The 22,086-nt window shown below is 78.1% G+C and carries 13 protein-coding genes; 11 read left to right on the top strand and 2 right to left on the bottom strand.

From position 1 onward, the window contains the following. Window positions 1–145: 145 nt before the first annotated feature. The 5 genes from O7633_RS03775 (at window position 146) to O7633_RS03755 (ending at window position 5,251) form a co-directional block, all read left to right on the top strand. Window positions 146–1,387 carry a serine hydrolase gene (locus O7633_RS03775; RefSeq protein ID WP_282326038.1) on the top strand — a complete coding sequence of 414 codons (1,242 nt, stop codon included), beginning with the start codon at window positions 146–148 and terminating at the stop codon, window positions 1,385–1,387. A gap of 70 nt (window positions 1,388–1,457) precedes the next feature. Further along, a complete protein-coding gene (locus tag O7633_RS03770; protein WP_282326037.1) occupies window positions 1,458–2,654 on the top strand; it encodes a glycosyltransferase in 1,197 nt (398 codons plus the stop codon). Continuing rightward, entirely contained in the window at window positions 2,651–3,394 is a 744-nt protein-coding gene (locus O7633_RS03765) for a polysaccharide deacetylase family protein (protein ID WP_282326036.1), read from the top strand. Before O7633_RS03770 ends, O7633_RS03765 begins: the two co-directional genes overlap by 4 nt. 100 nt (window positions 3,395–3,494) lie before the next feature. Continuing rightward, window positions 3,495–4,307 (top strand): peptidylprolyl isomerase, encoded by an 813-nt coding sequence (locus O7633_RS03760; protein WP_278135526.1) that lies wholly within the window; start codon window positions 3,495–3,497, stop codon window positions 4,305–4,307. A 68-nt stretch (window positions 4,308–4,375) separates the two neighbouring features. After that, complete coding sequence (locus O7633_RS03755) at window positions 4,376–5,251, top strand: M15 family metallopeptidase (RefSeq protein ID WP_282326035.1); 876 nt, start codon at window positions 4,376–4,378, stop codon at window positions 5,249–5,251. Here O7633_RS03755 and O7633_RS03750 read toward each other — a convergent pair. Beyond that, window positions 5,243–6,034, bottom strand: a complete 792-nt coding sequence (locus tag O7633_RS03750) for an alpha/beta hydrolase family protein (protein ID WP_282326034.1) — start codon at window positions 6,032–6,034, stop codon at window positions 5,243–5,245. The genes O7633_RS03755 and O7633_RS03750 overlap by 9 nt on opposite strands. A 183-nt stretch (window positions 6,035–6,217) precedes the next feature. Here O7633_RS03750 and O7633_RS03745 point away from each other — a divergent pair, with 183 nt between their 5' ends. Beyond that, window positions 6,218–6,616, top strand: coding sequence for a hypothetical protein (locus O7633_RS03745; protein ID WP_282326033.1), 399 nt, complete (start codon window positions 6,218–6,220; stop codon window positions 6,614–6,616). 104 nt (window positions 6,617–6,720) lie between these two features. After that, window positions 6,721–7,920 carry an RtcB family protein gene (locus O7633_RS03740; protein ID WP_282326032.1) on the top strand — a complete coding sequence of 400 codons (1,200 nt, stop codon included), beginning with the start codon at window positions 6,721–6,723 and terminating at the stop codon, window positions 7,918–7,920. A gap of 29 nt (window positions 7,921–7,949) precedes the next feature. Here the strand turns inward: O7633_RS03740 and smpB are convergent, their stop codons facing one another. Then, window positions 7,950–8,438, bottom strand: a complete 489-nt coding sequence (smpB, locus tag O7633_RS03735; RefSeq protein ID WP_074479328.1) for an SsrA-binding protein SmpB — start codon at window positions 8,436–8,438, stop codon at window positions 7,950–7,952. Window positions 8,439–8,541: 103 nt separating this feature from the next. On the opposite strand from smpB, the gene O7633_RS03730 reads away from it, so the two are divergent. The 4 genes from O7633_RS03730 to O7633_RS03715 all read left to right on the top strand — a co-directional run bounded on the left by O7633_RS03730 (window position 8,542) and on the right by O7633_RS03715 (window position 21,919). Further along, complete coding sequence (locus O7633_RS03730) at window positions 8,542–9,087, top strand: RNA 2'-phosphotransferase (RefSeq protein ID WP_282326030.1); 546 nt, start codon at window positions 8,542–8,544, stop codon at window positions 9,085–9,087. A 93-nt stretch (window positions 9,088–9,180) separates the two neighbouring features. Then, window positions 9,181–10,473: an MFS transporter gene (locus O7633_RS03725; protein WP_282326029.1), complete on the top strand. Its 1,293-nt coding sequence runs from the start codon at window positions 9,181–9,183 to the stop codon at window positions 10,471–10,473. Beyond that, window positions 10,470–21,452, top strand: coding sequence for a MupA/Atu3671 family FMN-dependent luciferase-like monooxygenase (locus O7633_RS03720; RefSeq protein WP_282326027.1), 10,983 nt, complete (start codon window positions 10,470–10,472; stop codon window positions 21,450–21,452). The genes O7633_RS03725 and O7633_RS03720 overlap by 4 nt, the downstream gene beginning before the upstream one ends. A 56-nt stretch (window positions 21,453–21,508) precedes the next feature. Further along, window positions 21,509–21,919: a type II toxin-antitoxin system Phd/YefM family antitoxin gene (locus O7633_RS03715; RefSeq protein WP_278135518.1), complete on the top strand. Its 411-nt coding sequence runs from the start codon at window positions 21,509–21,511 to the stop codon at window positions 21,917–21,919. Window positions 21,920–22,086 lie beyond the last annotated feature (167 nt).

Raw genomic sequence — 22,086 nt, 5'->3', positions numbered from 1 at the left:
AGTACGGATCCTCCGCAGCGATAGTTCAACCCATTCCCGGGGAGTTTTCGACCCCCGCCGGCCCGCCCGGAGCGGAACCGGGAACGCCCCGGCTCCGGCCCTGGTCCGCCGGACAGCGACCGGTCGCACCGTTAGGGTGCAGGGCATGAGAGCTCCGGTGCTGGCCCTCGCCGCCGCCGTCGTCGTCGTCGGCACGTCCGGGGCGCCCGCGCCGCTCACCGCCCACGCGGCCCCCCGGGCCGCCGTGCCGGCCGCCCCGGTGCCCTGCCCCAAGGCGCGGGCGCCGCAGGTGGAGCGCTCCCCACGGCCCACGCCCCCGCCGTCGGTGCCGCTGCACCGGACGGTGGGCGGCCCGGCGCTGGCGACCCCGGCCCTGGTCGCGCCGTCCGGCGCGCCCGCGCCGCCGCCGGTCACCGCGACCTCCTGGCTGGTCGCCGACCTGGACACCGGGGCGGTGCTCGGCGGCTGCGGCCCACACGAGTACGCCACGCCGGCCAGCGTGCAGAAGCTCCTGCTGACCGCCGCCGCGCTGCCGAAGCTGGACCCGAAGCAGACGGTCACGGTGACCCACGAGGACCTGGACATCGCCCCCGGCAGCTCGGCGGTTGGCCTGCTGGAGGGCGGCCGCTACACCGTCGAGACCGTCTTCCTGGGGCTGCTGCTGCAATCCGGCAACGAGGCGGCCAACGTGCTGGCCCGGCTGATCGGCGGCCCCGACGGCGCGGCCGGCGGGGTGCGCGCGATGAACGCCGAGGCCCGCCGCCTCGGCGCCCTGCAGACCCACGCGGTGACCCCGTCCGGCCTGGACGGGCCCGGCCAGTTCACCAGCGCGTACGACCTGGCGCTGATCGCCCGGGTCTGCTTCGCCGACGCCACCTTCCGCCGGTACACGCTGACCGAGCAGGCCCGGATCCCCGACCAGCCCGCGCTGCGCCGCAAGGGCTTCCAGATCCAGAACGAGAACCAGCTCGTCTACCGCTACCCGGGCGCGCTGGGTGGCAAGACCGGCTTCACCGACTACGCCCGGCACACCTACGTCGGCGCGGCGCAGCGCGGCGGCCGGCGGCTCGTGGTGACCCTGCTCGGCGCCGAGCCCCGGCCGATGCGCGGCTGGGAGCAGGGCGCGGCGCTGTTGGACTGGGGCTTCTCGCTGCCCCGCGACGCCTCGGTGGGCCGCCTCGTCGCGCCGGGGGAGACGGCCGCCAACGGCGCGCCCGTGGCGCCCCCGACGGCCGGCGCGCCGGTCACCCCCGAGCCGCGCGCGGTGGCCGCCCACCGGGCCGTCCCGTCGGGCTGGGCGGCGACCTGGCCGTTCGCCGCCGCTGCCGCCGCCGTGGCCGGCCTGCTCGCCGTCGTGCTCCTGCGCCGCCGCCGACGCCGGGCCTGAACCGCCCGCCCGAGGCGACGCGCCGCGGCAGGGCGGGAGTCAAGCCGCGCCGAACGGGTAAGCGCGCGCGGTGAACGCGCAGCACCGGGGGACGATCGTCGTCGTGTCGGCGGACGTGGGGGCCGGGCACGACTCGGCCGCCGCCGAGCTGACCCGTCGGCTCGCCGACCGGGGCTTCGCGGTGCACCGGGTGAACTTCCTCGACCTCCTGCCCCGCCCGGTGCGGTCGATGTTCCGCGAGGCGTACCGGGGTGTGCTGCGCTGGGCGCCGTGGGGATACGACGCGCTGTTCGCCATCACCGGCCGGTCCCGGCTCACGGTGGCCGTCCTGCGGGGCGCGCTCGCGCCGCTGCGGGGACGCGCCCGGCGGGCCGTCCCGGCCGGCACCCGGGCGGTCGTCACCACGTACCCGTTCGCGAACCAGCTCCTGGGGCCGTTGCGCCGCAGCGGGGTGCTCCCCGTCCCACTGGTCACCTACGTCACCGACTTCGTCGTGCACCCGACCTGGGTCGCGCCCGGCGTGGACGTCTACTGCACCCTGCGGCACGCCCGCCACCAGCCGTCGGGAACCGGCGCGACGCTCGACGTCCGCACGGTCTCACCGCTGGTCTCGGCCGACTTCCCGGCGGCGACGCAGACCACCCGCCGCGCGGCCCGGCGGCGCTTCGGGCTGCCGGAGCGGGAGCGGCTCGTGCTGATCGTGGCCGGGGCGTGGGGGACGGGCGACGTCGAGGCGACCGTCGCCGCCGTGGACGCGGCCGACGGGGTGCGCACCGTGGTCGTCTGCGGCCGCAACGCCGACCTGCGCCAGCGGCTGCGGGGGCCCACCCGGCACGTTCTCGGCTGGGTCGACGACATGCCCACGCTGATGCGGGCCGTCGACGTGGTGGTCGAGAACGCGGGCGGGCTGACCTGCCAGGAGGCGCTGAGCTGCGGACTACCGGTGATCACCTACCGTCCCCTGCCGGGACACGGCCGGGCCAACGCCGCGATCCTCGCCGCCGCGGGACTGACCCGGTGGGCCCCGTCCGCCGAGCAGTTGCGGCGGGCGCTGGCCACGCTGGCCACGCCGGATCCGCCGTCCGTCGGCGGGTGGCCGGGCGGCTGGGCGGACCCCGCCGCCCTGGTGGCCGACGAGGCGGGGCGGCAGACCGGCGCGGGCTGCGCCGCGTACCGCAGGAGGAGGGCCGTGCTCGACGCGGTGGACGAGGCGGTCGGCGTGCTGGCCACGGTGCTGCCGTCGATCCGGTGGGTGGGCGGGCGGTGACCGCGCCGCGCGGCCGCCGCCGCTGCGCCCTCGCGCTGGCCGGCGCGGCCGCCGTCGCGGTCACCGCCCACGCCGGCCCCGCGACCACCGCCGTGGGGCCGGTGCGCCGCCGGTTCCTCCCCCGGCTCGACGGGGCGGGCCCGCCCGGACGGATCGCGCTGACCTTCGACGACGGGCCCGACCCCGAGTCCACCCCGCGCTTCCTCGACGTGCTCGCCGCGCACCGGACGCGGGCCACCTTCTTCGTGCTCGGCACGATGCTCGTGCGGTCACCCTGGCTGGCGGCGGACCTCGTCGCCGGCGGGCACGAGGTGGCCGTGCACGGCTGGGAGCACCGCAACCTGCTGGGCCGGGGCCCGCTGGCCACCTACCGGGACCTGGCCCGCACCCGGGCGCTGGTCGAGGCCGCCACCGGCCGGGCCCCGCGCTTCTTCCGCCCGCCGTACGGCGTGCTGACCGGCCCGGCGCTGCTGGCCGGCGCGCGGCTCGGGCTGACCCCCGTGCTGTGGAGCCGGTGGGGGCGCGACTGGACGGCGGCGGCGACCCCCGACTCGGTCTTCGACACCGTCGCCGCCCGGCTGGCCGGCGGCGACACCGTCCTGCTGCACGACGCGGACTGCGCCGCGGCCCCCGGGTCGTGGCGGGCCACCCTCGCCGCGCTGCCCCGGCTGCTGGCGGAGTGCCGCCGCCGGGGCTGGACGGTGGGCCCGCTCGGCGCGCACCTGGAACCGGCGCGGTGAGCCCGCCGGCGGCGCAGGGGCGCGTGTCGCCGTCGACAGGAGGGCGACCTGATCCATAGACTGCGATCTTTCTGGAGTCACGAGCCCAGGAGGACGTCACGTGTCGAGGTCATCCCGCCGGCGGCCGGTCCCGCCGCCCCCGGCCCGTCCCCGCCGGCCACGGGCGTTGTCCCGGCTCGCCGGGGTCGCGCTGCTCGCCACGGGCCTGGTCGGCGGCAGCGCCGCCGTCGCCGTCGCCGCGCCGCCGTCGGCCACCGGGCGCGCCGTCGCCGAGCCGCCGCCGCAGACGACGCCCGGGCCGTGCGCGTACACCGAGACCCCCGACGAGCCGCCCGCCCGGCCCGTCCCGCTGCCGCCCGACCCGCGCCGGACGCCCGACCACGGCACCGTTCGGGTCACGCTGCGCACCAACCACGGCCCGATCGGGCTGACCCTCGACCGCGAGCAGGCCCCCTGCACCGTGCAGAGCTTCCTGCACCTGGCCCGGCACGGGTTCTACGACCGCACGCCGTGCCACCGGCTCACCGCGTACCCGACGCTGAGCGTCCTCCAGTGCGGCGACCCGTCGGGCACCGGCGAGGGCGGGCCGGGCTACCGGTACGCCGACGAGCTGCCCACCGGCCTGCCGCCCGCGCCGACGGACCCGACGGGCGAGCGCCGCCTCTACGCCCGGGGCCTGCTCGCCATGGCCAACGCCGGCCCCGACACCAACGGCAGCCAGTTCTTCCTGGTATACGCGGACTCGGCGCTGCGCCCGAACTACACCGTCTTCGGCGAGGTGGACGCCGCCGGCCTGGCCACCCTGGACCGGATCGCCGCGGGCGGGATCGCCCCCACGCCCGAGGACCCGGCCCCGGTCGACGGCGCGCCCGCGCTGCCGGTGGAGATCCGTCGGGCGGTGCGCGGGCGCTGAGCCCGCCGCCGGCCACCGGATCCGGCGGGTTGCCGCGAACCGGGCGGAACTGCTGCTAGAACGGTGGCATGGGACGGCGGCGCGGGGCGGATCGGTCCACCCGGTCCACCCGCGCCGCCGCCCCGGCCGTGGTCGTCGTGGCGGTCGCCGCGCTGCTGCCCGGCTGCCCCGCGCCGCAGCGCCCGGCGCCCGCGCCGGCCAGTCCGTCCGCCCTGGCCACCCCGGCCACCCCGACGCCCGCCGGGTCGCGCGCCCCGACCGGGTTCGTCGACCTGTCCGACGTGGACCCGACCGTCGTCACCGACATCCGGTACGCGACCGCCCACAACTTCGTCGGCCGTCCGGTCGCCGGCTACCGGGAGCCGCTGTGCCTGCTCACCCGGCCCGCCGCCGACGCGCTGCGCCGGGCGCAGCAGGCGGCCCGCGCCACCGGCCACCGGCTCAAGGTGTACGACTGCTACCGGCCCCAACGCGCCGTCGACGACTTCGTCGACTGGGCGGGGCGGCCCGGCGAGCAGGAGACGAAGGCCGAGTTCTACCCCGACGTGGCCAAGTCACGGCTGTTCGCCGACGGCTACCTCGGCGCGCCCACCGCGCACAGCCGGGGCAGCACCGTCGACGTGACGCTCGTGCCCGACCCGCCGCCCGGGCAGCCCCCGTGGTTGCCCGACGCGCCCCTGGTGGCGTGCACCGCCCCGGTGGGGGAGCGCTACGCCGACAACGGCGTCGACATGGGCACCGGCTTCGACTGCTTCGACCCGCGCGCCCACACCGCCGACCGCCGGATCAGCGGCGCGGCCCGGGACAACCGGGAGCTGCTGCTGCGGCTGATGGCCGACGCCGGCTTCACCAACTATCCGCGCGAGTGGTGGCACTACCGCCTGGCCGACGAGCCGTACCCCGACACGTACTTCGACTTCCCGGTGGCCCGCTCGTCACTGTGACCGGGCGGTGGGGGAGCGCAGCGGCAGCCAGGCCAGCACGTCGGAGATCTTCTCGTCCCAGTACGCCCAGTCGTGGTCGCCGGGGGAGAAGTCCACGGTCAGCGGCACGCCCCGCCGCCGGGCCGTCTCGACGAAGCGGGTGTTGTCGTCGAACAGGAAGTCCTCGGTGCCGCAGGCGACGTAGAGGGCCGGCAGGTCGTCGCCGGCGCGTTCCAGCAGCGCCACCGTGTCGTCGTCGCTGCCGGGCACCGGCCGGTCGCCGAAGACCGTGTGCCACACCGCCGGGTCCAGCGGGTGGGTGGGGTGGTGCCGCCGGTGGGCGACGTTCAGCGCCCCCGACAGGCTCGCCGCCGCCGCGAACCGCCCCGGCTCGCGCAGCGCCCACTTCACCGCGCCGTAGCCGCCCATCGACAAGCCGGCGACGAAGGTGTCCTCCCGCCGGTCGGACAGCCGGAAGAACGACCGGCAGACCTCGGGCAGCTCCTCGCTGAGGAACGTCCAGTAGCGGTTGCCGTGCTCCTCGTCGGTGTAGAAGCTCCGCGCCACCTGCGGCATCACCACGGCCAGGCCGAGCGGCGCGACGTACCGCTCGACGGAGGTGCGCCGGGTCCAGATCGTGTCGTCGTCGCTGAGGCCGTGCAGCAGGTACAGCACCGGCGGGTCGCCGGCCGGCGCGCCGCCGGCCAGCCCGATGCCGACGCCGGCCGGGTCCGGCAGGAGCACCGTCATCGAGGTGCCCATGCCCAGCGCCTCGGAGTGGAAGTTGCACCGGATCAATGCCATGGGCGTGGATGCTACGCGCCGCAGGGCGGCGGCGAGGCCGGTGGAGCCCGCCGGCCGGGGGCGGGACCCTGGTCCGGTCGGCGCAGGAATTTCGTCCCGAGTCGTCCGCGAGGGTGGCTGCCCGGTTAACCAGGCTGTAACGTCCGCCCTGCTGGATCCGTCACAGAGAAGTGGGAGTCAGTGGTGACCGACGTGTCGACGGCGCTGGGCGTGCGCCTCTATCCCGACCTGGTCGAGCTGGGCGGCCTCGCGTCCGCGCTGGCCCTGGCCGCCACCCGGTGCGGGGCCGACGTGGGCCGCATCAGCGCCCCCGAGCAGGGGCGGGGCCGGTTCACCTGCGCCGAGCTGCGCTCCGCGCGGGGCACCATCTGCGTGGGCCTGGGCTCGCAGGCCCGCTACTTCATGGTCGACATCGCGGGCGCGGACGGCTGCCGGGCCGACGGCGACACCACCGACCTGGACCAGGTCGTGCGGATCGCCGACGCCTGGCGCGGCGGGGCGAGCCTCGGCGAGCTGCGGGCCCGCTTCCCGTTCCTCGACCACGTCTCCGAGCCGGTCGTCGAGGGCACCGCCCGCGCCTGATCCGCCGGCGGCGGGGCCGATTATCCGTTGCCGGGCCTCCCGCCCCCGGCCTACCTTTCCTCATCCGACGGGGAGGGACTCCTCGTCCGACGAGGAGAGAGACGATGGCCTTCACCCCGCTGCCCGGCACCCGCGCGCCCGTCCGGGTCTGGACCGACCCCTACGCGATCGAGCCGCAGGCCGCCCGGCAGCTGCGCAACATCGGCGCGCTGCCGTGGGTCGAGGGCGTCGCCGTGATGCCCGACGTCCACTTCGGCAAGGGCGCGACCGTCGGCTCGGTGATCGCCATGCGGCAGGCGGTCTCCCCGGCCGCCGTCGGCGTGGACATCGGCTGCGGCATGTCGGCCGTGCGCACCTCGCTCACCGCCGCCGACCTGCCCGACGACCTCGCCGGGCTGCGCTCGGCGATCGAGGCCGCGATCCCGGTCGGCTTCGCCAAGCACGACGACCCGGTCGACCCGCGCCGGGTGCGGGGGCTGGAGCAGCGCGGCTGGGCCGACTTCTGGGCGGGCTTCGCCACCCTCGACGAGCGGGTGGCCCCGCTGGAGGGCCGCGCCCGCCAGCAGCTCGGCACCCTCGGCGGCGGCAACCACTTCATCGAGGTCTGCCTCGAGTCCGGCGGCCCCGACGCCGGCCGGGTCTGGCTGATGCTGCACTCCGGTTCGCGCAACATCGGCAAGGAGTTGGCGGAGCGGCACATGGCCGTCGCCCGGCGGCTGCCGCACAACGCCGGGCTGCCCGACCGGGACCTCGCGGTGTTCCTCGCCGGCACCCCGGAGATGGCGGCGTACCGGCGGGACCTGTGGTGGGCGCAGGAGTACGCCCGGCGCAACCGCGCGGTCATGCTGGCCCTGCTCTGCGGCGTGGTGCGCGACGCGGTGGGGCAGGTCGGCTTCGACGAGCCGATCAGCTGCCACCACAACTACGTCGCCGAGGAGACCTACGACGGGGTGGACGTGCTGGTCACCCGCAAGGGCGCGATCCGGGCCGGCACCGGTGACCTGGGCATCATCCCCGGGTCGATGGGCACCGGGTCGTACATCGTGCGCGGCAGGGGCAACCCCGACGCGTACTGCTCCGCCTCGCACGGGGCCGGGCGGCGGATGTCGCGCGGGCAGGCGAAGCGGACGTACGGCACCGCCGACCTGGTGGCGCAGACCGCCGGCGTGGAGTGCCGCAAGGACGCCGGGGTGGTCGACGAGATCCCGGCCGCGTACAAGGACATCACGCAGGTGATGGCGCAGCAGGAGGACCTGGTCGAGGTGGTCGCCCACCTCAGGCAGGTGGTCTGCGTGAAGGGCTGACCGGGGTCGCCGCCGGGGCTCGTCCGGGCCTACCGGCGGCGGCCCTGGGCGCCCTTGAGGCGGCGGCCCAGCTCCCGGGCGATCTCCCGCTTGGCGTCGCGCTCGGCGAGGGCCTGCCGCTTGTCGTAGGACCGTCGGCCCCGGGCCAGCCCCAGCTCCACCTTCGCCCAGCCGTTGGAGAAGTACAGCGACAGCGGCACGAGCGTCAGCCCGCCCTCGCGCACCCGGTCGAGGATCCGGTCGATCTCGATGCGGCGCAGCAGCAGCTTGCGGGTGCGCCGGGGCTGGTGGTTGGTCCAGCTGCCGAAGCCGTACTCGGCGATGTGCAGGCCGTGCAGCATCAGCTCGCCGTCGTGCTCCTGGGCGAAGGCGTCGACCAGCGACACGTACCCGGCGCGCAGCGACTTCACCTCCGTGCCGGCGAGCACCAGCCCCGCCTCGTACGTCTTGAGGATGTCGTAGTCGTGGCGGGCCTTCTTGTTCGACGCGACGAGGGTGCGTCCGGTCTCCCTGGGCACGGTCGGCCTCCCGCTGCTGGTTGCGCCCCGACGGCGAGAGGCTAGCAGCCGCCCGCCCGGTAATCGGGTGGAGCCGCGCGGCGGCGCCGGCCACAATGCCGCCATGGACCACCGCACCATGGTCAAGTTGAGCAAGCGGATGTCGAAGGCGCTGCGGCACGAGCCGTACCGCCTCGGCCTCACCCCGGACCGGGCCGGCTGGGTGCCGGTCGACGACCTCCTCGCCGCCCTGCGGGTGGGGCGGCCCGACCTCGACGCGGTCGTGGCCGGCAACGACAAGCAGCGCTTCGCGGTCGAACGCGGCCCCGACGGGGTCGAGCGGATCCGCGCCAACCAGGGCCACTCGATCCCCGTCGAGCTGGGGCTGCCGGCCGCCGAGCCGCCCCCGCGGCTCTACCACGGCACCGGCGCGGCGGCCCTCGACTCGATCCGGGCCACCGGGCTGCACCGGGGCGGCCGGCACCACGTACACCTGTCGGCCGACGTGGAGACGGCCCGCCGGGTCGGCGCCCGGCGCGGCGGCCCGGTGGTGGTGCTCGCCGTCGACGCGGCGGCCATGGCCCGCGCCGGGCACGCCTTCCACCGCAGCGCCAACGGGGTCTGGCTGACCGACGCCGTCCCGGCCCAATACCTGAGCCCGGGCGGGTAGGGCACCCCGCAAACCCCGGCGCGGCATTGAAAGTCGTCCGTCCGCCCGGCAAGATCGTCGGAACCGGGGCGACGACAGTGACGGGGACACTCAGTGGCGAAGGCGGCCGACGCGGGGCGCGCCGCGCGTGACCTGCGGCTGGTGGTGGCCGCGCACGCGGTCTCCACCTACGGCAGCTACCTGAATTTGGTGGCGCTGGGCCTGTTCACCCTGGAGCTCACCGGCTCCGCCGCGCAGACCGGTCTGTTCATGGCCGTCCGGCTGGCCGCCGGATTCCTCATGGGGCCGGTCAGCGGGCTGCTCGCCGGCCGGCACCGTCGCACCCGCCTGATGATCGGCGCGGACCTGCTCTCGGCGGCGACCCTGGCGCTGCTGGTGGCCGCCCCCGACGGGGCGCGTCCCGTGGCGGTCTACCTGCTCGCGGTCGTGCTCGGCTGCGGGCAGACCCTGTGGGGGGTCGCGCTGCGCAGCGAACTGCCCGACCTGGCCGGGCCGGCGCGGCGGGCCCGCGCGAACGCCCGGCTCGTCGCGGCCCGGTCGGTGGCGATGCTGCTCGGCTTCGCCTCGGCGGGCGTCCTGGTCGCCTGGCTCGGCTACGAGGTGGCGTTCCTGCTCGACGCCGGCACCTACGCCCTCTCCGCCGGGCTGCTGGCCCGGGTGCGGGCCCGCCGGCCGCTCGCTGCCGCGCCGGAGGCCGCCGGGCCCACCGGCCCCCGGGCCCGGGCGGGCGTCGGGGTGCTGCGGGCGGTCGCGCCGGTCGTCGCGGCGATGATCGGGGTACGCGCCGCCGACGCGTTCGGCTCGGCGGCCCACAACGTCGGCATCCCGGTGCAGGCCAGCCTGGTCCGCCCCGACTCGCCGGCCGCGTACGCCGCCGTGTTCCTGACCTCGTGGGCGGTGGGCAGCCTCGCCGCCGGCCGGTGGTGCGCCCGGCTGGCCGCCCGCACCGGTCAGGTGGGCTCGCCGCGCGCCTTCGGCGTGGCCACCTGCCTCATGTCGCTGTTCTTCGTGCTCGCCTTCACCGATCCGCCGCTGTGGCTGCTGATCCCGCTGACCCTCGCGGCGGGGGCGGCCGACGGCTACGCCGAGATCAGCTACACCACGCGGCTCCAGGGCGTCGACGAGTCCCGGCGGGCCCGGCTGTTCGGGTTCGCCAGCGCGGCGCAGAACGCCGGCTTCGGCCTCGGCATGATCGGCTGTGCCGTCGCGCTCGACCGGGTGGCCCCGTTCCCGGTCGTCGCCGTCGCCCACGGGATCGCCTGCGCCGTGGCCCTCGTGTTCCTGCTCGCCCAGACGGTGCGGCCCCCGGGCCGGCGTGACCCACCGGGCCGGGCCGACCGGCACGACGACCCCCCGACCCCCCGAACCGCCGAGGTGACGCCGTGACGACCGCCAGCCCGCCGGCCCGCCGCCCCGCCGTCAGCCACGGCGGCGAGTTGCCCGCCGACCCGGCACACCCCCGGACGCTGGGCGCGGCGCTGCGGCGCGCGGCGCGGGACTTCCCCGACGCCGGCATCCGGGTCGTGGCCGAGGACGGCACCGACACCCTGCTCGACCACGCGACGCTGCTCGCCCGCGCCCGCGCCGTGCGGGCCGGCCTGCGGGCCCGCGGGGTGGCCCCCGGCTCGGCGGCGATCCTGCGGGTCGACTCCGGTGTGGACTACTGGCCGGCGTTCTGGGGCTGCGCGCTCGGCGGCGTCGTGCCGTTGACCGTCGGCGCGCCGGCCGGCTACGACGCGGACAGCCCCGCCGTCGCCGCGCTGTTGCACGCCTGGCGGGCCCTCGACGCCCCGGTCGTGCTCGCCGGGGCGGCGGACGCGGCGGGGCTGGCCGGGCTGCCGCTGGCCGACCGGGTGGTCGACGTCGCGGAGCTGGCGGCGGCGGGCCCGGCGGGCCCGGCGGCGGGTCACCCGGCGGCCGATCCGGCGGGGGAGCCGCCCGACGCCGACGCCGAGCCCGGCCCCGACGAGGTGGCGGTGCTGCAACTCTCGTCGGGCAGCACCGGCACCCCGAAGATCATCCCGCTGACCCACCGGGGCCTGTCCGAGTACGCCGTCGGCGCCCGCGTGCTGCTCGACGTGCGCCCCGGCGACGTGCTGCTCAACTGGCTGCCCCTGGACCACGTCGCCGGCCTGCTCCTCTACCACCTCGGCGGGGTGTTCCTCGGCGCGTCCTCCGTGCACGTCGCCACCGGGCTGGTGCTGGCGGACCCGACGCGCTGGCTCGACCTCATGGCCCGCCACGGGGTCACCCACGGCTGGTCGCCGAACTTCGGCCTGCGGCTGGTGGCCGACGCGGTCGGCCGGGCCCCGGGCGGCCGGCGCTGGGAGCTGGGCGGGGTGCGGCGCATGGTCAGCGGCGGCGAGCAGTGCCTGCCGGAGACCTTCCGCGCGTTCGTCGCCGCGACCGGGGTGCCGGCGGCGGCGATGACCCCGGCGTGGGGGATGTCGGAGACGTCGACGGGGATCACCTTCGGGTCGTTCACCGAGCCGGGCTGCCGGCAGGTGGTCCGCACCGCCAGCCTGGACGGCGACGTGGAGTGGGTCGAGGACGCCGCCGGCGGCGACGTCACCGAGCTGCTCTCCGTCGGGCGGCCCGCGCCCGGGGCGACCCTGCGGATCGTCGACGCCGACGGCGCGGTGCAGCCCGAGGGGCGGGTCGGCCGGGTGCAGGTGCGCTCGGCCCGCGTCACCCCCGGCTACCTCGGCGACCCCGAGGCCACCCGCGCCGCGTTCCCCGACGGGGACTGGCTGGACACCGGGGACCTGGGCTACCTGCGCGACGGGGCGCTGACCGTCACCGGCCGCGCCAAGGATTTGGTCATCCTCAACGGGCAGAACATCCCCTGCCACGAGGTCGAGCGCGTCGTCGGCGCGGTCGCGGGGGTGCGCGCCGGGCTCGTCGCCGCCGTCGGGGTGCCCGACGCCCGCACCGGCACCGAGGCGCTCGTGGTGTTCGCCGTCACCGACGCCGAGGGGGGCCACGCCGTCGCTCCCGCCGATCCGCACGCCACGACCGGGTCGGCGGCGGAACGGGTGGCCGGGGCCGTGTCGGCGGCGGTGGCCCGGCGCTGGCAGCTCGCCCCACGGCGGGTGGTGATCCTCGGCGAGGCCGACTTCCCCCGTACCACCGGGGGCAAGATCCGGCGCGCGGAGCTGCGCCGCCGGTTCCTCGCCGACGGCTTCCCGCCGCCGGTCCGGCCGGGCGACGCCGCCGCCGACGGGCCCGGGGCGGCCCCGGCGGGGGAGGAGGGCCCGGTGGCCCCCGGCCGGGCGGCGGTCCGCGCCGTCGTCCGCGCCGCGCTCGCCGACGTCCTCGGCCGCCCGGCGGAGACGGACCGGCCCTTCTACGAGCTGGGCGTCGGCTCCGTCGAGATCGTCGCGCTGCGGGCCAGGCTGGAGGAGGCGCTGGGCCGCCCGGTGCCGCAGCCCGCGCTGTTCGCCCACCCGACCGTCGACGCCCTCGCCGCGCACCTCGCCGCCGCCGGCCCGGCCCCCGCCGGAGAGGCGGCGGCGCGGCCGGCGGACCGGCGGGTCGCCGTCGTCGGGATGGCCGCCCGCTTCCCCGGCGCGACGGACGTCGACGAGTTCTGGGCGGCGCTGCTGGCGGGGGTGGAGAGCGTCCGCGCGTTCACCCCGGCGGAGCTGGCCGCCGCCGGGGTGCCCGAGCACCTCGCGGCGGACCCGGGATACGTCGCGGCCAGCGGCGTGCTGGACGACGTCGCCGGCTTCGACGCCGCGTTCTTCGGCGTCAGCCCCCGCGAGGCCGAGCTGCTGGACCCGCAGCACCGGCTGTTCCTGGAGACCTGCCAGCACGCCCTGGAGGACGCCGGCTGCCCCGGCGAGGCCGACGGCCGGCGGATCGGCGTCTTCGCCGGCGGCGGGATGAACCTGTACCCGCACCACACCTACCTGCGCCACCAGCTCCCGCAGGCCGTCGCCTCCGCCGACCCGGCCACCGCCATCGGCGCGGCGCTGGGCAACCAGCCCGACTTCCTGGCGACCCGGGTCGCGTACCGGCTGGGGCTGACCGGACCCGCCGTGACCGTGCAGACCGCCTGCTCCACCTCGCTCGTCGCGGTCCACCTGGCCGCCCGCGCCCTGCTCGCCGGGGACGCCGACGTCGCCGTCGCGGGCGCGGTGGCGGTGCACGTCCCGCAGGTCACCGGCTACCGGCACACCCCCGGGTCGATCCTGTCGGCGTCCGGCCGGTGCCGGCCCTTCGACGCCGACGCCGACGGCACGGTCGGCGGCAACGGGGTCGCCGCGGTGGTGCTCAAGCCGCTGGACCGGGCGCTCGCCGACGGCGACCGCATCCACGCGGTGCTGCTCGGCTCGGCCGTCAACAACGACGGGTCGGGCAAGGTCGGGTGGACCGCGCCCGGGGTGGCGGGGCAGGTCGACGTGGTCCGGCGGGCGTTGCGCGACGCCGGGGTGCCGGCCGCCTCCATCGGGTACGTCGAGGCGCACGGCACCGGCACCGCCCTCGGCGACCCGGTCGAGCACCACGCGCTCGCCGAGGCGTACGCGCCCGCGCGGGCGTTCCTCGGCTCGGTGAAGGCCAACATCGGCCACCTGGACAGCTGCGCCGGCATGGCCGGGCTGATCAAGGCCGTGCTCGCCGTCCGCTCCGGCCGGGTGCCGCCGCAGATCAACTTCGCCCGGCCGAACCCCGCGCTGCGCCTAGCCGACGGGCCGTTCACGGTGACCACCGTCGCCGCCGACTGGCCGGCGACCGGGACGCCCCGGCGCGCCGCCGTCAGCGCCCTCGGCGTCGGCGGCACCAACGCCCACGTCATCGTCGAACAGCCGCCGCCCCCGCCGCCGCGCGCCGCCGACCCGCCCGACGCGGTTCCCGGGCTGCTGCCGATCTCCGCCGCGGACCCCGCCGCGCTGGCCGCGCTCGCCCTGCGGCACCGGGACCGGCTGCGCGCCGACCCCGACCTGGCCCTGGCCGACGTGGTGCGCACCGCCGGCACCGGCCGCCGGCACCTGCGCCACCGGCTCGTCGCCCTCGGTGGGTCGACCGCCGCCCTCGCCGAGGCCCTCGACCGGCACGCCGCCGGACTGCCGGCCGACGTGCTGACGGGCGAGGCCGGCGGGGACGCCGCCGGGCCGGTCGCCCTCGCCTTCCCCGGCCAGGGCGACGTCGGCGACGCGCTGCTCCCGCTGGCCGCCCGGTTCCCGGTCGTCCGGGCGGTGCTCGCCGAGGCCGCCGCCGCGTACCGGGAGGCCGTCGGCGGCGACCTTGTCGCCCGGCTGCGCGCGGACCGGCAGACCGTCGCCCGGCCCACCGACGTCGCCCAGCCGGCGCTGGTCGTCGCCGGGGTGGCGCTGGCCCGGCTGTGGCGCTCGTGGGGCCTGTCCGTGGGCCACGTCCTCGGCCACAGCGTCGGCGAGTACGCCGCCCTGGTCGTCGCGGGCGCGCTGCCCCTCGCCGACGCCGTGCGGCTCGCCGCCCACCGGGGCCGCCTGATGGCCGACCACCTGCCGCCCGGCGCGATGCTGGCGGTGCTGGCCGACCGGCCGACCGTGGACGCGCTGGCCGCCGGGTCGCCGCTGGAGCTGGCGGCGGTCAACGGGCCGACGCAGCACGTCCTCGCCGGCCCGCCCGACGCCGTCGCCGCCGTCGCCGACCGGGCCGCCCGGCTCGGGGTGGCGACCCGGCGGCTCCCCGTCGACCGGGCGTTCCACTCGGCGGCGGTCGCGCCGGTGTTGGGCCCGCTGCGCGAGCTGGCCGCCACGGTCGAGTTCCGGCCGACCCGGCTGCCGCTGGTCAGCGCCCTCGACGGCCGGGTCCGCCCGCCCGGCTGGCGGCCCGACGCCGAGCACCTGTGCCGGCACGCCCGCGAGCCGGTGCGCTGGCACGACGCGGTGTCCACCCTGTCCGCCGAGGCGGTCGCGACGGTGGTCGAGGCGGGCGCGGGCGGCCTGCTCACCGCCCTCGCGGGCGCGACCGGAGCCGCCCCCGGGGCGACCGGCGCGGGGCCGCGCTGGGTGCCGTCGCAGCGGCGGGGGCTCGACCCGGTGGCGGGGCTGTGGCGGGCGGTGGCAGAGCTGCACGTCGCGGGGACGCCGGTGGACTGGGCGGCGCTCGTGGACGGGCACGGCGGACGCCGGGTGACGCTGCCCGGCTATCCCTTCCAGCGCCGCCCCTTCTGGGCGACCCCGGAGCCCGCAGCCGCACCGGTTCCCGTCGTGTCCCCGGTTCCCGTCGTGTCCCCGGCTTCCGCCGCGTCTCCTGCTCCCGCCGGTGACAGGCGGGGGGACGCGGTGCCGGCGGCGTCCCCGGCGGGGCCGGCGGGCGGGGCGGACGCGGTGCTGGAGCGGGTCCGGGCGCTGACCGCCGAGCGGCTCGGCCTGGCCGCCGCCGAGGTCGATCCGGACACCGGCTTCTTCGCCCTGGGCGCGGACTCGCTCCTGCTGATCACCATGTCCCGGGAGATCGAGCGCGACTTCGCCGTCCGGGTGCCGGTGCGGGACCTGTTCACCACCGTCGACACGCCGCGCCGGCTCGCCACGGCGATCACCGCCGCCGCGCCGCCGACCGGTCCGGACGCCACGGCGTCGGCGGCGTCCCCACCCGCCGCCGACGGCGGACCGTCCGGCGACGCCCGCCGGCCGGTGCCGGGCGAGCTGGTCGACGTCGTCCGGCAGCAGCTCGACCTGATGCGTCAGCAGCTCGCCCTGCTCGGTGTCGCCGCCGGCCTGCCGGCGGACCCGCCCGCCGCCCCGCCGGAGCCCGCCGCCCCGCCGCGCCCCGCGCCCACGCCGGCCCCCGTCCACGCCCCGCCAACCCCCGCTCCCACCCCTGCGCCCCCGGCCCCCGCTCCCGTGCCGGTGCCTGCCGACGCGCCGGCCGTCGCGGACCCGCGCCCGGCGGCCGGCGCGGCGACGACGCCGGACACCGTCGACTTCAGCCTCTACTTCTTCGGCGACTACCCCGACCAGGACCGCGACGACAAGTACGGCGTCATCGTCGACGCGGCGGAGTTCGCCGACGCGCACGGCTTCCACGCCGTCTGGCTGCCCGAGCGGCACTTCCACTCCTTCGGCGGCCTCTTCCCCAACCCGTCGGTCCTCGCCGCCGCCCTCGCGACCCGCACCCGGCGGGTTCGGCTCAACGCCGGCTCGGTCGTGCTGCCGCTGCACCACCCCGTCCGGGTCGCCGAGGAGTGGTCCATGGTGGACAACCTCTCCGGCGGCCGGATCGGGCTGGGCTGCGCGCCGGGCTGGCACGCCAACGACTTCGTCTTCCACCCCGAGCACTTCGGCCGGCACAAGCAGGTGATGTACGAGCACCTGGAGACCGTCCGGCGGCTGTGGCGCGGGGACGCGGTGCCGGCCCGGTCCGGCAGCGGCGAGGCGCTCGACGTGCGCCTGTTCCCGCGCCCGGTGCAGCCCGAGCCGCCGGTGTTCACGGCGATCGTCGGCAACCCCGACAGCTACCGGGAGGCCGCCCGCCGCGACGTCGGGGTGGTGACGAACCTGATGACGCAGGACGTGGCGAGCCTCGCCGAGAACGTGGCGCTCTACCGGCGCACCCGCGCCGAACACGGCCTCGACCCGGCCGGCGGGCGCGTGGTGGTGCTGCTGCACACCTACCTCGGCGAGGACGCCGACCGGGCCCGCGCCGAGGCGTTCGAGCCGTTCTGCGCGTACCTGCGCTCGTCGTTCAGCCTGCTCGGGCAGGTGGTCAACAGCCTCGGCATGAACATCGACCTGGCCGGCACCCCCGACGAGGACGTGCGGTTCGTGCTGGGGCGGGCGTACGAGCGGTACTGCGCGCAGCGGGCCCTCATCGGCTCGCCGCAGAGCTGCCGGTCCGTGGTGGAGGCGGTGCTCGACGCGGGGGCCGACGAGATCGCCTGCTTCGTCGACTTCGGACTGCCCGCCGACGCCGTCCGCGCCGGCCTGCCGGTGCTCGACGCGCTGCGCCGGGCCACCCCGCGCCGACCCGTCGGCGACCCGCCGCACCCCGGCGGGCGGACCGCGCCGCTGTCGTCGGCGCAGCGCCGGCTGTGGCTGATGGAGCGGCTGCACCCGGGCACGCCCGCCTACAACGAGGCGGCGGCCGTGCGGCTGGTCGGCCCGCTCGACCACGCCGCGCTGCGGGGCGCGCTGCGCGACGTGGTCGACCGGCACGCCCCGCTGCGCACCCACTACGCGGAGGTCGCCGGGGAGCCCCGGCAGGTCGTCCGCGACCGGGTGCCGGTCGAGCTGCCGGTGCGCGAGCACCCCGGCGGGGCCGAGGAGGAGGCGGTCCGTGCCGCGCTGGCCGCCGAGAGCCGCCGGGTGTTCGACCTGGCCGCCGGGCCGGTGTTCGCGTTCACGCTGCTGCGCTTCTCCGCCACCCGGCACGTGCTGGTGCTGGCCTTCCACCACCTGGCCACCGACGGCGGCTCGTACGCCGTGCTGACCGACGAGGTCTCGGCCCGCTACCGGGCCCGGGTGACCGGCGTCGCGGCGGAGCTGCCCCCGCTGCCGGTGACCTACCCGGAGCTGGCGGCGGCCGGCGACGGCGAGCCCGACGACAAGGACCTGGCCTACTGGCGGGGCCAGCTCGACCCGGCCCCGCCCACCCCCGTCCTGCCCTCCGACCTGGCCCGCCCGGCGCTGCCGTCGGCGGCCGGGGAGAGCGTCTTCCGCGAGCTGCCCGCCGAGCTGGCGCGGCGGGTCCGGCGGTTCAGCCGCGCCGAGGGGGTCACCCCGTTCACCACCCTGCTGAGCGCGTTCGGGGTGCTGCTGTCCCGGTACGCCGGCCAGGACGACCTGGTGGTCGGCACCGGCACGAGCGGCCGGGACGAGCGGACCGCCGGCCTCGTCGGGTTCTTCGTGCGGACCCTCCCGCTGCGGCTGGACCTCACCGGCGACCCGAGCTTCCGCGAGCTGCTGGCCCGGGTGCGGGTCACCGCCGCCGACGGGTACGAGCACGACCGCGTCCCGTTCGACGCGCTGGTCGAGGCGGTCGCCCCGCACCGGGAGGCCGGCCGGCACCCCCTGTTCGACGTGGTGGTCGAGTACGAGAGCGGGCCCGGGGCGTTCGCCTTCGACCTGCCGGGCGTCACCGCCGAGCCACTGCCGCTGGGCCTGGCCAAGGCCCCCGTCGACCTGATGGTCTACCTGTCGCACGGCGAGACGCTGCGCTGCCACGTGGAGTACCGCACCGACGTGCTCGACCGGGCGACCGTGGACCGGCTGCTCGACCACCTGCACCGGCTGCTCGACGTGCTGACCCGCGCGCCGGGCGAGCCCCTGTCCCGGCTGGCCGCCCGGCTCGACGACCCCGCCGCCCGGCCGGTCGGCCCGCGTCCCGCGCCGGCCGCCGACCGGTTGCACGACCTGTTCCTCCGGCAGGCCGACCGGACCCCCGACGCGGTGGCCGTGGTCGACGGGGAGCGGCGGTGGACGTACCGGGAACTGCGGGACCGGGCGCGGGCGCTGGCCCGCCGGGTCGCGGCGCACGGCGTCGGCCCGGACGACCTGGTGGCGGTGCTGCTGCCGCGCCGGGCGGAACTGGTCGCGGCGCAGCTCGGCGCGCTGCTGGCCGGCGCGGCCTTCCTGCCGCTGGACCCGGACCTGCCGGCGGCCCGGCTGCGCGACCTGCTCGCCGACAGCGACGCCCGCCTGCTGCTGACCGCCGCCGACGTCGCGGACCCCTTCCCGGCGGCCGGCTCCGGCGTCGGCGGACCCGCCCCGGGGGCCGCCGGTTCCGGAGCCGTCCGGGTGGCGCGGGTGCTGGTGGACCGGCCCGGCGACCCCGGCCTGCCCGACCCCGTCGACGCCGCCGGCCCCGGCCACCTCGCCTGGTGCGTCCACACCTCCGGCTCCACCGGCCGCCCCCGGCTGGTGGGCGTGCCGCACCGGGCCGCCGTGGACGTCGTGGACTGGCACGTCCGCGCCCTGGCCCTCACCGGCGCGGACACCGTGGCGCACGCACTCGGCCTCGGGTTCGACGCGAACCTCGCCGAGATCCACCCGACGCTGGCCGCCGGGGCGACCCTGCACCTCGTGCCCTCGCGGGCGCGCGCGGACCCGGCGCGGCTGGTCGACCGGTGGCGGCGGGCCGGGGTGACGGTCGCCTACCTGCCGGCGCCCCTGGCGGAGCTGGTGTTCGCGGTGCCGCCGGCCCCGGCCGTCCGGGTCCTGGTGGTCGGGGGCAGCCAGCTGCGCCGCCGCCCGCCGGCCGGGTACCCGGCGGAGGTCCTCGACGCCTATGGCCCGACCGAGGCCGCGATCGTCACCACCGCCGGCCCGGTGCCGCCCGCCGGGACGGGCCCGATCGACATCGGCCGCCCCGTGGACCACCGCCGCCTCTACGTGCTGGGCCGCGACGGGACGCCAGTGCCGGCCGGCGCGGTCGGTGAGCTGCACGTCGGCGGCACCGGCCTCGCCCGCGGCTACCTGGGGCGGCCCGGCGCGACGGCGGCGGCGTTCCTGCCGGACCCGTTCGCCCCCGTGCCGGGGGCCCGGATGTACCGCACCGGCGACCTGGTGCGGCTGCGCGGCGACGGCACGGTCGAGTTCCGCGGCCGGGTCGACGACCAGGTGAAGATCGCCGGGCACCGGGTGGAGCCGGGCGAGGCGGCCGCCGCGCTGGCCCTGCTGCCGGGGGTACGGCAGGCCGCCGTCGTCGCCCGGCACGACCGGGCCGAGCCGTACCTCGTCGGCTACGTCGTCCCCGACGCCGCTGACGGCCCCGGCACCGCTGACGCCGGCGGTGCCGGGCCGCCGGACGCCCGCACCGCCCGGCTGGCCGCCGAGCTGGGGGAGCGGCTGCCGGCGCACCTGGTGCCGCGCGCCTGGGTGGTGCTGGATGCGCTGCCCGTCGGCGACACCGGCAAGGTCGACGTGTCCCGGCTGCCCGCGCCCGCCGCGCCGCCCGCCGGCGAGGAGCCACGGCCGGGCGTGGAGCGGCTCGTCCACGACGCCTGGTGCGCGGAGCTGGGCGTGCCCCGGGTGCCGCTGGACGTCTCGTACTTCGCCGCCGGGGGCGACTCCCTGGGCGCGGTGCGGCTGGCCAACCGGCTGCGCGAGGCGCTCGGCGTCGACGTCGGCGTGGACCGGGTGCTGCGCAGCCCGGGGGTGCGGGCGATGGCCGCGGCCCTCGACCCGGCCGGCCGGGCGCCGGCGACGTACCAGCAGGAGCTGATGTGGCACCGCCAGCGCCAGGCCCCGAACCCGGCGGCCGTGCACATGGCCGTACGCGTCGACCTCACCGGCCCGCTCGACGTCCCCGCCCTCACCGCGGCGGTCGACGCCCTGGTGGGCCGGCACGAGGCCCTGCGCACCCGGGTCGTGGCCGGCGACGGCGGGGCGGTGCAGGAGGTGCTGCCGCACCGCCCGGTGGCGGTGCCCGTGGTCGACCTCCCCGCCACCGACGCCGACGCCGCCGCGGTGCGGGCGTGGTGCGTGGCGGTCGGCCGGGAGCCGTTCCCGGCCGACGGGCCGTGGCTGCGCGCCCGGCTCGCCCGGCTGGCCGCCGACCGCTGGGTGCTGTCGCTGGTCGTGCACCACCTGTGCGGGGACGGCTGGTCGATGCTCCAGCTCCTCGACGAGCTGGCTCGGGCGTACGCGGGCGCGCCGCCCGCGCGCGTCCCGGCCCTGCGCTACGTCGAGCACGCGCGCCGGCAGCGCGCGGCGCAGGTGCCGCCGGAGGCGCTGCGGCACTGGCGGGAGACGCTCGCCGACCTGCCCCGGGCCGTCGCGCTGCCCACCGACCGGCCCCGCCCGGCCACGCCCTCGGGCGTCGGCGCGGAGTACGCCTTCACGCTGCCGGCCGCGCTGACCGGCCGGCTGACCCGGCTCGCCGCCGACGCGGGGCTGACGCTGTTCCCGCTGCTCGCGGCCGCCTACGCCCGGTTCGTCGGCGCGCTGACCGGCACCCGCGACGTCCTGCTGGCCTGCCCCTACGCGCACCGGGACCGCCGGGAGCTGGAGGCGGTGGTCGGCCTGTTCACCGGCACCCTGCCGCTGCGGGTGCGGCTGCGCGACGACGAGCCCCTGGTCGACCTGGCCGCCCGGTTCGACGCGGTGTTCCTGGCCGCGGTGCGGCACCAGCCGGCCCCGCTGCCGGCCCTCTACGCCGCGGTGGAGCCCGGCTGGCGGATGGGGGACCCGCCGCCGTTCGCCGGGGCGCTGTTCACCTGGAACCCGGGGATGCCGCCGGTGCGCCTGCCGGGGCTGGCGGCGGAGGTCACCGACCAGGGGTTGGACTGCGCCCGGCGGGACTGGTCGATCATGCTCACCCCCGCCGGCGACGGCCTGCTCGGCGTCGTCGAATACTCGACGGACCTGTACGACGAGTCGACCGTCGCCGAGCGCTGCCGCCGGTACGTCGACATCCTCGTGCGGGCGGCCGGGTAGCCCCGGACCGGCCACCGTGGACGGTTCTTGTCATACCCCCGTCGCAGTATGGAGTCATGGCTGCTCCCGCACTGGCTCACGAGCCCACCCCGCCGCGTGCCCTGTCGCTGCGCGAGACCCGCACCCGGCTGACCCAGCTCATCGCGATGGCCGAGCTGACCGACACGGTCACCCTGGTCACCCGCGACGGCGACCCGCGCCCGATCGCCGCGATCGTGCCCGCCTCGGCCGCCCGCACCGCGGCCCAGGCGCGGGCCGACGCCGACCGGCTTGCCACCGTGACGGCGGGCTGGGCCCGCCGCCTGGAGGAGTCCCACCGGCAGAGCAGCCGGCGGCACGCCGCCGAGCTGCGCGCCGTCACCGAGGCGCTCGCCGAGGTCTGGGCCGAGCTCGACCGCCGGGTCGCCCCCGGCGACCCGGCGCTGGCCCGGCTCCGCGCCGCCCACGCCGACCTCCTGCGCGACTGACCCCGTCGCGTCGCGCGCCCGGCCCCGGCGGCCCGGGCGTCGGACGCCTGCGCTCCGAGGGCCTGCGCCTTCAGGGCCCGAGCGCCGCCGCGCCCCTCGTTTCCCGGCGGCCGGCCGCCTGCGGCCGGGCCGGGTGTGTCCGCACGCCCGGGTATGGTCTGCTGGAC

The sequence above is a fragment of the Micromonospora sp. WMMD712 genome, assembly GCF_029581295.1.
In the GTDB taxonomy this organism is placed as follows: Bacteria; Actinomycetota; Actinomycetes; order Mycobacteriales; family Micromonosporaceae; genus Micromonospora; species Micromonospora carbonacea.
This window is presented reverse-complemented; position numbering and strand designations above follow the sequence as displayed.

Coding starts and splice junctions, on each gene's coding strand:
- O7633_RS03775 (WP_282326038.1), top strand. CDS start 146: ATGAGAGCTCCGGTGCTGGCCCTCGCCGCCGCCGTCGTCGTCGTCGGC.
- O7633_RS03755 (WP_282326035.1), top strand. CDS start 4,376: ATGGGACGGCGGCGCGGGGCGGATCGGTCCACCCGGTCCACCCGCGCC.
- O7633_RS03750 (WP_282326034.1), bottom strand. CDS start 6,034: ATGGCATTGATCCGGTGCAACTTCCACTCCGAGGCGCTGGGCATGGGC.
- O7633_RS03740 (WP_282326032.1), top strand. CDS start 6,721: ATGGCCTTCACCCCGCTGCCCGGCACCCGCGCGCCCGTCCGGGTCTGG.
- O7633_RS03730 (WP_282326030.1), top strand. CDS start 8,542: ATGGACCACCGCACCATGGTCAAGTTGAGCAAGCGGATGTCGAAGGCG.
- O7633_RS03715 (WP_278135518.1), top strand. CDS start 21,509: ATGGCTGCTCCCGCACTGGCTCACGAGCCCACCCCGCCGCGTGCCCTG.